Here is a 10,112-nt window from a genome sequence, read left to right as displayed (position 1 = left end):
TGCCATCGATGAGGGATGCGCTGTGGTCGGCGTTGGTAGCGGCAGGACAAGACCTGCCAGCGAGTGGTCCGATCGACAATCCCCCGGGCGTTGATGCTGCTCGGCCGGGACAAATTCGCAATGAGGATGACGCCGAGTCTGTCCAGGCCAGTCGAACGGATCCGGAGCTGAAACGGGGCCGCAAGGCGGTGTTGGCACGGACTTCGAGTGGGGAGGTCCGGGTGGTTCCCGTAACGTACGGGCCCTCGCAGCCTCGCAATCCGAAGCATCGGCACAAGGGGCCTAACAACAAGGTGGCGAAGCCGGCGCCTGCCTCGGTGCGTGTGCCGGACAAGGTGCATGTCGGCGCGCGACGTGAGGTGCTGGGTTCTGCACTGTCGCACACGGTTGCTCCACCGCCTACGGTCTCGACGTCGCTGCCTGTCTCAGCCCGTGTTGCCGAAGTGTTCCCGAACGCACGGTGTCTGGTTGAGCATTACCCCGATACGCCGCGGGCTGCGGCAAATCACGGAGGGACCCTGGACCCGATAGTTCAGCTGGCCCCGTCCGCGGCGGTGGACGTGCACGATGTGACCATCGGCCTGGATTTCGGCACGTCGACTGTCAAGGTGGTGGTGACCGACGCATCGCTGGAGCAGTCGCTCGCGGTGCCGCTGTGTGCGACCGACACTTTTGACGCCTATTTGTTGCCGAGTCGCGTGTATGAGCGTGGGGTGGAGCCAAACCTGGCGTCGGATGAGCGCGCGTATTCGCTCGTTGGCGGCACAGTGGTGCACCGTGATCTCAAGCTGGGTCTGCTGGGTCACCCCGATTCGCTGGCGCACCGGGAGCGTGTTGTCGCATTCTTCGCATTGGTGCTGCGCAGTGTGCGGGCCTGGCTGTTCAAGCGCAACGCGTCCGTGTATCGGCGGGCACGGATTGCCTGGCGGGTGGCGATTGGTCTGCCGTCCACCACGGTGCTCAACAACGTCATGGCGCCACTGCTGCAACGCATGGTTTGCGCGGCCTGGCATGTGGCGGGCCAACGGGGGGCGGTTACGTCCGGGCGAGTGCGCAGGGCGTTGCACGACAACCTAACGCCGGAAGCCCTTGATCTTGAGGTGAATGTGTTGCCCGAGATCGCGGCGCAGATATACGGCTTTGTGGTGTCGCAGCGATTTGACCGCAAGGCGGCCAACCGTTTTGTCATGGTCGACGTCGGCGCGGGCACCATCGACTCTGCACTGTTTCGGGTGCTGCCGCCCAAGCGGGGCATGTGGAGCTTCGAATTTTTTACCGCCGTTGTTCAACCATTGGGCGTTGCCAACCTGCATGCTCATCGGGTGAACTGGTGGGAGCGGATGCTGGCTGGCAATCCACAGGCGGCAGGCCTTCTCGAGCAACTTTCTGCTACCAAATTCGCCACGGACATGGAGCTTGCGCCGCCCGTCACCTATCGGGATTACTTCAAGGGCGTATCCGTCGACAAGATGCCGAGCCCGTCGTCGCCGGACGAAGAATTTTTCCAGCAGCAGGTGATGAATCAAGTGCGTGGTCAGACCATGTGGCGCGCCTGGAAGGAGTCGCTCCTGCCGAAGGAGGCTCTGACCGGCGTGCCCATTTTCGTCTGCGGCGGTGGTTCACGAATGCGGTTCTATGAGCGGATCAACGATGAGATTGGCCGCATGCCGGGGTGTACCTGGCTGAGTGCCGAACCGTGGCTGCTGGGCTTTCCGGAGGACCTTTTTTGCGAGAGTTCCGATCAGGCGTATTTCGACCGACTCTCTGTTGCGTATGGCCTTAGTCGACTGAATCTCGATAGCGTGATTCAGGCGCCGCCCATGCCAAGTATTGAGGTGGCTCAACAAGCCTGGTCCGACCGTTACATTGACAAGGACGCCTGCTGATGTGACGACATGCTCGGTCTTGGTTTCTGGCTGGCCGCGCTGAGGCGATAGAGCGTGAAGAATGCCGTGGACCTCGCAAGGCACTGTGGCATGGGTGTCCTTGTCTTTGGCATTTATTGCAGAAGAGTTGGAATCGCATTTCGATCATTGTTTTTCACTGTCGCCATGGACTGGTAGGTGCACAACGCTCATCTCGAATGAAAGTCACACTATTTGAAAAAAAGTAATGTGATTACTAAACTCCTGCACCCATGAGCCAATCCGATCACATCCTCGAGCTGGCCCGGCAGCTGCGCGTGCTGCGCGCGGCGGATGTGCGCGAGCATGGCTGGTCGCCGCAGCTTTTGATCCGGCTGCACCAGGCGGGCAGGCTGCAGCGGCTGGGGCGCGGTTTGTACGGGCTGCCCGACGCCGAGCTGACCGAGCACCAGACGCTGATCGAGGTGTGCCAGCGCGTGCCCAAGGCGGTGCTGTGCCTGCTGAGCGCGCTGCAGTGGCATGAGATCGGCACGCAACTGCCGCATCAGGTGTGGATTGCGCTGCCGGAGGGTACGCAGGCGCCAATGCCAGGCTACCCGCCGCTGCGCATCACGCGCCTGCGTGGGACCGCGTACAGCGAAGGTGTGCTGACGGTGACCAACCACGGCGCGCCGATCCGCGTGTACAGCGCCGCCAAGACGGTGACGGACTGCTTCAAGTTCCGCAACAAGATCGGGCTGGACGTGGCGCTGGAAGCGCTGAAAGATGCCTGGCGCAGCCGCAAGGTCACCATGGACGAGCTGAGCCACTTTGCCAAAATCAATCGCGTCGAGCGGGTCATGCAGCCCTACCTGGAGGCGGTGACGCAGTGAGCGCGAATCTCCCGGCGTCCATCCTGGCCCGGCTGCTGACGCTGGCCAAGCAGCGGGGCGACGACTACAGCCTGCTGCTCAACCGCTTCGCGATGGAGCGCCTGCTGGCTCGCATCAGCGTGTCCCGGCACGCCGAGCGCTTTTTGCTCAAGGGGGCGATGCTGTTTGCGCTGTGGTACGACGCGCCGCACCGCCCGACGCGCGATGCCGACCTGCTGGGCTTTGGCCCCGACGATGAGGCGAACCTGATGGCCACCTTCCGCGAAGTCGCCGCCATCGATCTGGGGGACGGCATCGTTTTCGACCCCGAATCGGTGAAGGTGCAGGCCATTCGCGAGGACAACAGCTACGGCGGCACACGCATCACGCTGGTGGCACGCATCGGCTCGGCGCGCTGCGCGCTGCAGATCGACGTGGGCTTTGGCGACGCGGTGACGCCGGGGCCGCTGACCGTGACGTATCCCACCTTGCTGGGCGACTTTCGGGCCCCGACGCTGCGGGTCTATCCGGTCTATACCGTGGTTGCCGAGAAGTACCAGGCCATGGTGATGCTGGGGCAGGCCAACAGCCGCATGAAGGATTTTTTCGACCTGGCGGTGATTGCGCGGCGCACGCAGCTGGATGGCGCCACGCTGGCTGCAGCCATTGCCGCCACGTTTGCCCGGCGCCAGACGGCACTGCCTATCGAGCGCCCATTGGCCTTGACCACGCAGTTCAGCGCAGACGCCGCCAAGCTGCGGCAGTGGCAGGCCTTTTTGAGCAAGAACCGCATCGACGCCGCCAGTCTGGGTGACACCGTTGCGTTGCTTCATGATCTGCTGTGGCCGCCGACGCAGGTGGCGGCCATCAGGAGTCAAGCGACGGCCACCTGGCACCCTGAATCCTTGCGCTGGGCCTGACGCGCGTGCCAGCCATGAACGCGCGCCAGCCGTACTGATAAAACCGCTTCTCATGCTCCCATCCCTGCTTGCCAACGATATCCACGCGGCGTTGAAACAGTTTCTGGTTTCCGCCTTCGAGCCCGCTGACGCTTTCCACCACGGCTTGATGCGCCGCTTTGTCGATGATGAGGCGGCCTGGCTGAAGGGCCCGTATGTGCAGGTGGGCCTGCCCTTCGAGGCGGGCCAAAGCGGCAGGGCGTTCTTTGAAGCGTTCGAGACCACGTACCCCGGCTTCCGTCATCAGGAGCAGGCCTGGGAGCGGCTGTTGAGTCAGCGCCAGGGTCTGAGCACCCTGGTGGCCACCGGCACGGGTAGCGGCAAGACGGAGTGCTTTTTGTACCCGGTGCTCGACCATTGCGCCCGTGCCCGGACCGCTGGCGAGGCGGGGGTGAAGGCGCTGGTCATCTACCCCATGAACGCCCTGGCCACCGACCAGGCACGGCGCATGGCCGCGCTGATTGCTCAGACGCCGGCGTTTGCCGGCCTGCGGGTCGGCCTGTACGTGGGCGGCGCCACCGGCAAACCCGGCGAAGGCATGTATATGACGCCCACCGGGGTGATCACCGACCGCGACACGCTGCGCAGGCAACCGCCCGACATCCTGCTGACCAACTACAAGATGCTGGACTACCTGATGCTGCGCCCGAAGGATCGCAAGCTGTGGGCCAGCAATACGCCGACCACCTTGCGTTATGTGGTGGTGGATGAGCTGCATACCTTCGACGGCGCGCAGGGCACCGACCTGGCGCTGCTTTTGCGCCGCCTGCGGGCGCGCCTGAAGGTCGACGCCAGCCACCTGATCTGCGCCGGCACTTCGGCCACGCTGGGGGGCACGTCCGACACGGCACCGCTGCGCGAGTACGCCCGCCAGGTGTTTGGGGTGCCGTTTGCACCCGAGTCGGTGGTGACGGAGAGCCGCCTGTCGGTCGACAGCTTTCTGGACAACGCCACGGTCGATCACATGTTCATCTGGCAACCCGGGCTGGATGAGGTGCTGGATGCGGCCGGGCACGATTCGCCGCAGGCTGCGGTGCGGGCGTGGTTCGGGGTGTTCTTTCCGGGGCTGCCGCAGCCGGCAGTCGATACCCATGTCAACGACACAGCGTGGCGCATGGCGCTTGGAAGTCAGCTCAAGAGCCACCAGCTGTTCGTGAACCTGCTGCGCATCATGAAGGGGGGCGTGGTCGGCTACCAGGCGCTCGAGGATGCCTTTGCCCGCAACATGCCGGCGGCGACCCGGGCCCAGGTGGCACGCGTGCTGGACGCGTTGCTGGTGCTGGTGGCCTGGGCGCTGCGGGAGGGCAATCAACCTCTGGTCATGCTGCGCGTTCAGCTTTGGGCCAGGGAGTTGCGGCGCATGGTGGCCAGGTTGTCCACCGATCCGGCCGAAGTGCGCCTGCGCAGCGAGCGCGATCTGCCCGGCGAGCGCGATGGCGTGTACCTGCCGCTGGTGCAGTGCAGCCAGTGCCGCACGACAGGCTGGCTGTCGCGCCTGGTGCCCGGCAGCAACAAACTGTCGACCAAGCTGGACGAGATCTACAACACCTGGTTTTCGCGCCGGCCCGAAGCGACCAGGCTGTACGCCGCGCAAAGCGTGACGAAGGCCCATGTGGAGGGCGTGAGCCAATTGGCCTGCGTGGCGTGCGGCAACATCCAGCAGGGCGGCGAATCGTGCCTGGCCTGCGCGCACCAGGAGCTGTTGCCGGTCTTTCGCGTCACGGCGCAGCGCACGAGCGTGACCGGCAACGCCCAGTACACCAGGCACGACGACACCTGCCCGAGCTGCGGCGAGCGCGGCCAGTTGCTGCTGCTGGGTGCGCGCAACGCCACCCTGGGCTCGCAGGTGGTGGAGGCCAGCTGGGCCAGCATCTTCAACGACGACAAGAAGCTGATCGCCTTCTCCGATTCGGTGCAGGATGCGGCGCATCGCGCGGGCTTCTTTGGCGCTCGCACCTGGCTGAACAACGTGCGCACGGCATGGGCCCATGTGCTGGACGAGCTTGGGGTGTCGCGCATGTCCTGGGCAGCGTTTTTGAAGCAGGCGGAGCAGCGATTCGACGCACCGGGGTCGGTGCTGAATCTGCCGCCGGCAACGCTGGTGGCCGAATTCATTGCGCCGAACATGACCTGGCAGCGCCACTGGTCGGTCGAGCTGCAGCAGAAAGGACACCTGCCGGCGGACTCGCGCCTGCCTCAGAGGGTCAAAAAGCGCGTGCTGTGGCAGTTGTTTGCCGACCTGACCTATCTGAGCCAACGCGGCCGGACGCTGGAGCGGGTCGGCAAACTCACCCTGAGCGTGCCCTGGACGCGGCTGGAGCCGGTCGCGGTTGGTTTGTTACCCGCGCTTCACGAACACTTCGGACTGCGGGGCCTGGACATTCGCGTTCTGACCCAGTGGCTTTGGGGCATGCTGACGCACATGCGGCGCCGTGGAGGCGTCATGCATGCCGAGTTCGGCACCTACGCCGCCGACGGCGATGTGTGGCACCTGGCCAAGGGCGGCGGCCGTGCTGAATGGATGCCCGCCATGGGCGACTACAGCCCGCACCCGGTCCTGCTCACGCTGGGAACGCGGCGCGGCTTCGACAAGCTGGGCGCCGGCCATCGGAAGAACTGGTATGACCGCTGGGCTGATGCCACCCTGGGCCAGCAGGTGCTGCTGCCGACAGGGGCGACGCCCGAGCTGTATCGCGCCGCGTTCGATGCCTTGCTCGCGGCTGGCATCCTGCTGAAAACCCCGCACCACCAGGGCGACACGCTGGCAATCAACCCGGACACCCTGCAGGTCGACACGGATGTGATCTTCATGACGACCAGGGGCAGCAAGCGCCGGCTGGTCGTGCCGCGCCAGGACGCCGAACAACTTCTTGGCATGCCTTGCCTGGATGCCGTCGAATCCCTGTATGAGCAGCTGATCCCCGACGCTGCGGACTGGTGGAGGAGCCGATTCAGTCGCGGCGATCTGCGACGCGTGATTGCCGCCGAGCATACGGGATTGCTCGCGCGGCCCGAACGCGAGGCCCTGGAAGAGCGCTTCAAGAGCAAGCGCCCCGAGCCCTGGTACGAGAACCTGCTTTCAGCGACACCCACGCTGGAGATGGGCGTGGACATCGGCGATCTGTCGTCGGTGCTGTTGTGTTCTGTGCCGCCGAGTCAGGCCAGCTTTCTGCAGCGCATGGGGCGGGCGGGCCGCCGCGACGGCAACGCGATGACGACCACGCTGGCCGATGGCAACAGCCCGCACGACCTCTACTTCTTCGCCGAGACCGAGGAAATGATGGCCGGCGAGGTGGCCCCGCCCGGCGTCTTCCTGCAAGCGGCTGAGGTGCTGCGCCGCCAGCTGTTTGCCTTCTGCATGGACGACTGGGTTTCCAGTCTCGGCAGCGACAGCGCCTTGCCCGACAAGACCTCGAGCGCGCTCGACGCCGTCGAACAAGCCAGGCTTGACCGCTTCCCGCACGTCTTCAGCGAGCATGTACTGACACACGAGCAGCGCCTGTTCGACAGCTTCGTCGACATGCTGGGCGCCGACATGGATGAGACCGTGCGTCAGCGCTTGCTGGACTTCATGCAGGGTCAGGGCGAAGCAGACGGCCTGCGAACCCGGTTGACGAAAGCCCTGGAGGAGCTTGTCGAAGAGCGCCGCACCTACAAGAAGCGCAAGGACGAGTTGGATGCGGCCAGGGGCAGGCTCCAGCAGCAGCCCCAGGACGAGGCGACGCAGGAAGAGATCAGCAAGCTGCAGCGCGAGCGAGGCAAGATGCTGGAGCTGATCGCCGAGATCAACGGCCGCGATCTGCTCAACACCCTGACCGATGCCGGCCTGATCCCCAACTACGCTTTCCCGGAAGCGGGTATTCAGCTGAAGTCGGTGCTGTGGCGCAAGCGCGCCAGCGACGACGTCCCGGGGCAGGGGGACTACGTGACGCTGGCGACGCAGAAGTACGAGCGTCCTGCGCACTCGGCCTTGTCGGAGTTCGCGCCGGAGAACCGCTTCTACGCCAACCAGCGGCGGGTGGAGGTGGACCAGATCAACATGAATCTGGCGCAGACCGAAGAGTGGCGCTTCTGCCCCAGCTGCCACCACATGCAGAACCTGGCCAAAGCGCCGGACGTGCATGCGACCTGCCCGCGGTGTGGCGACGGCATGTGGGCGGACGCCGGACAACGCCAAACGCTGTTGCGCTTTCGGCAGGCGATTGCCAACAGCAACGACACGGAAGTCCGCATCGACGACAGTTCCGAAGACCGTGAGCCGAAGTACTACGTGCGTCAGCTGATGGCGGACTTCGATCCGTCGAACATCCGCGAGGCATGGCAACTGCCGCTGGGTGGGGCGGCGTTCGGCTTCGAGTTCATTTCGCGCGTGACCTTCCGCGACGTCAATTTTGGCGAGCTGGCCAAAACTGGCGAGGTGTTCAAGGTGGCCGACAAGGAGGCGCAGCGCCCCGGCTTTCGTCTGTGCAGACATTGCGGCATGGTGCAAAAGCCACCACGAAGGAACGCGGAAGCCGGGGAGCAGACCCACAGCTTCGATTGCTCGAAGCGGGGCAGCAGCGATCCGGGCAACCTGCTGCAGTGCCTCTACCTGTACCGCGAATTCGAATCCGAAGCGCTGCGCATCCTGGTGCCTTACACGAAGAACGGGGTCGACGAGCGGGTGGTCCAGTCGTTCATGGCCGCGGTGCAGCTGGGCCTGAAGCGCCGCTTCGGCGGCAAGGTAGACCATCTGCGCATGGTGTTGCAGGACCAGCCCGGCAAGGACGGTGGGCCCCGCAAGCACTACGTGATGCTGTACGACTCGGTGCCGGGTGGCACGGGCTATCTGCACCAGTTGCTGGCGCACGATGCCGGTACGCTGGGCGATGTGTTGACAATGGCACTCGCGGCATTGAACGCCTGCCCTTGCAACGAGGATCCAGAGAAAGATGGCTGCTACCGCTGTCTCTATCAGTACCGCCTGGGCCGGAGCATGGAGCTGGTCTCGCGCAACACCGCCAGGGACGTGCTGTCCGACCTGGTGGGTTCGCTGGGCTCGATCGAGCGGGTGCCGACGATCTCTGACATCTACATCAATCCCAACTTCGACTCGGTCCTGGAGAGGCGGTTCATCGAAAGCCTGAAGAAGCTGGGCGGGGCCGCTGGTTTGCCGCCTATCAAGCTGGTGCAGGACATCGTGCATGGCAAATCGGGATTCATGCTGCAGGTTGGTGACCAGCGCTATCGCGTTCAATCCCAGGTGAGTCTGGGCGATGAGCATCAGGTCCAGGTGTGGAGCAAGCCCGACTTCGTGATCTGGCCCTGGGCTGCCACATCGCGGCGTCGCCCAGTAGCGGTGTTTTGCGATGGCTGGGCCTATCACAAGAGCACGATTCGCGAAGACGCCCTGAAACGCAGCGCAATCCTGGCAGCCGGGAGATTCTGGGTCTGGTCCATCACCCATCAGGATGTGTCAGCGGCGCTGGATGGCAAGCTGGATACCGACCTCGAGTCACCGTTGGTCGCGCTGTCCCGTCATGGCGGTGACCGTGCGTCACCGGGTGTGCCGAGAGCGCAGGAAAAAGCCTTCACGCAGCACGCCATCGCGCGACTGCTTCATTGGCTATCCATCAGCCCCGACGACGGTGACGCGGATCCGGCGGTGGTTGCGATGCAAGGCAACGCGGCATGGGCGACGTTCCTGATGGTTCCTTCGTCCGAAAACGACAAGCGCGCGGCGGTGGCGCAGCACGCCGCATGGCTGCCCCGCGTGCCGTTCTATATCCGGGAGCCGGGACCAGGCTTCGCCCACGTCATGTCGCGCCAGGACGCGCCGGTGAGCGTTGCGGGATGGTGGCCGATGATGCTGGCCAAGGGTTTGCCCGCCGCGGCAGGATGGTCGGCCCCGAGCGCGGTCGTGCTGGACGACGGCGACCAACCCGAGGCGGTGTTGCATTCGGCGTGGCGTCAGTGGCTGCATTTCTTCAATACCGCTCAGTTTCTGCCGGGCGCCCTGATGGCAAGCGCCGCTGGGCTGGATGCACATGACTATGACGCGCTGGGCCAGATCGGGCACGACCCGGCGACGTCGGGGATGCCTGCGCATGAGACCGCATTGGGCGGCGCGTGGCAACAGGTGCTCGAGCACTGCCTTGGCGGGATGTCGGATGGATTGCAGCAGCTGGCCAGTGCGGGTGCGTTGCCTCCCGCGGTGGGCATGGAGTTGGCAGATGACCGGGGCCAGGTCGTGGCAGACGCGGAGTTGTGTTGGGGTGCGGAGAAGCTTGCGCTGCTGCGAGCCGACCAGGCCGATCTGACCACCGTGTGGCTGGCCGCTGGCTGGAGCGTCGAGACGCTGGACGAGTCTTTGGCGTCGATAGGCGGCCAGCCATGGCAGAAGCGAATTGCCGAACGATTGGGACTCTCACTGAAGCAGAACAAGGAAGGATAACGAG

Annotated in this window: 4 protein-coding genes; all 4 read left to right on the top strand. The window is 64.7% G+C overall.

Features of this window, described 5'->3' with window-relative positions; translation table 11 throughout:
• Window positions 1–8 precede the first annotated feature (8 nt).
• The 4 genes from ACWHMB_RS11045 to ACWHMB_RS11030 all read left to right on the top strand — a co-directional run bounded on the left by ACWHMB_RS11045 (window position 9) and on the right by ACWHMB_RS11030 (window position 10,108).
• Window positions 9–1,886 (top strand): hypothetical protein, encoded by a 1,878-nt coding sequence (locus ACWHMB_RS11045; protein WP_377484589.1) that lies wholly within the window; start codon window positions 9–11, stop codon window positions 1,884–1,886.
• A gap of 251 nt (window positions 1,887–2,137) precedes the next feature.
• Window positions 2,138–2,737: a type IV toxin-antitoxin system AbiEi family antitoxin domain-containing protein gene (locus ACWHMB_RS11040; RefSeq protein WP_377484591.1), complete on the top strand. Its 600-nt coding sequence runs from the start codon at window positions 2,138–2,140 to the stop codon at window positions 2,735–2,737.
• Window positions 2,734–3,636: a nucleotidyl transferase AbiEii/AbiGii toxin family protein gene (locus tag ACWHMB_RS11035; protein WP_377484593.1), complete on the top strand. Its 903-nt coding sequence runs from the start codon at window positions 2,734–2,736 to the stop codon at window positions 3,634–3,636. The genes ACWHMB_RS11040 and ACWHMB_RS11035 overlap by 4 nt, the downstream gene beginning before the upstream one ends.
• Window positions 3,637–3,688: 52 nt before the next feature.
• Window positions 3,689–10,108, top strand: a complete 6,420-nt coding sequence (locus tag ACWHMB_RS11030; protein ID WP_377484595.1) for a DEAD/DEAH box helicase — start codon at window positions 3,689–3,691, stop codon at window positions 10,106–10,108.
• The last annotated feature ends 4 nt before the right edge of the window (window positions 10,109–10,112 follow it).

The sequence above is a fragment of the Ottowia pentelensis genome (assembly GCF_964341695.1).
Note: the sequence above shows the minus strand (reverse complement) of the source record. Positions and strands in the feature narration are given on the sequence as shown.

What these genes read in the sequence shown, in the direction of transcription:
- ACWHMB_RS11030 (WP_377484595.1), top strand. Translation starts at nt 3,689, where the DNA reads ATGCTCCCATCCCTGCTTGCCAACGATATCCACGCGGCGTTGAAACAG.
- ACWHMB_RS11045 (WP_377484589.1), top strand. Translation starts at nt 9, where the DNA reads ATGAGGGATGCGCTGTGGTCGGCGTTGGTAGCGGCAGGACAAGACCTG.
- ACWHMB_RS11040 (WP_377484591.1), top strand. Translation starts at nt 2,138, where the DNA reads ATGAGCCAATCCGATCACATCCTCGAGCTGGCCCGGCAGCTGCGCGTG.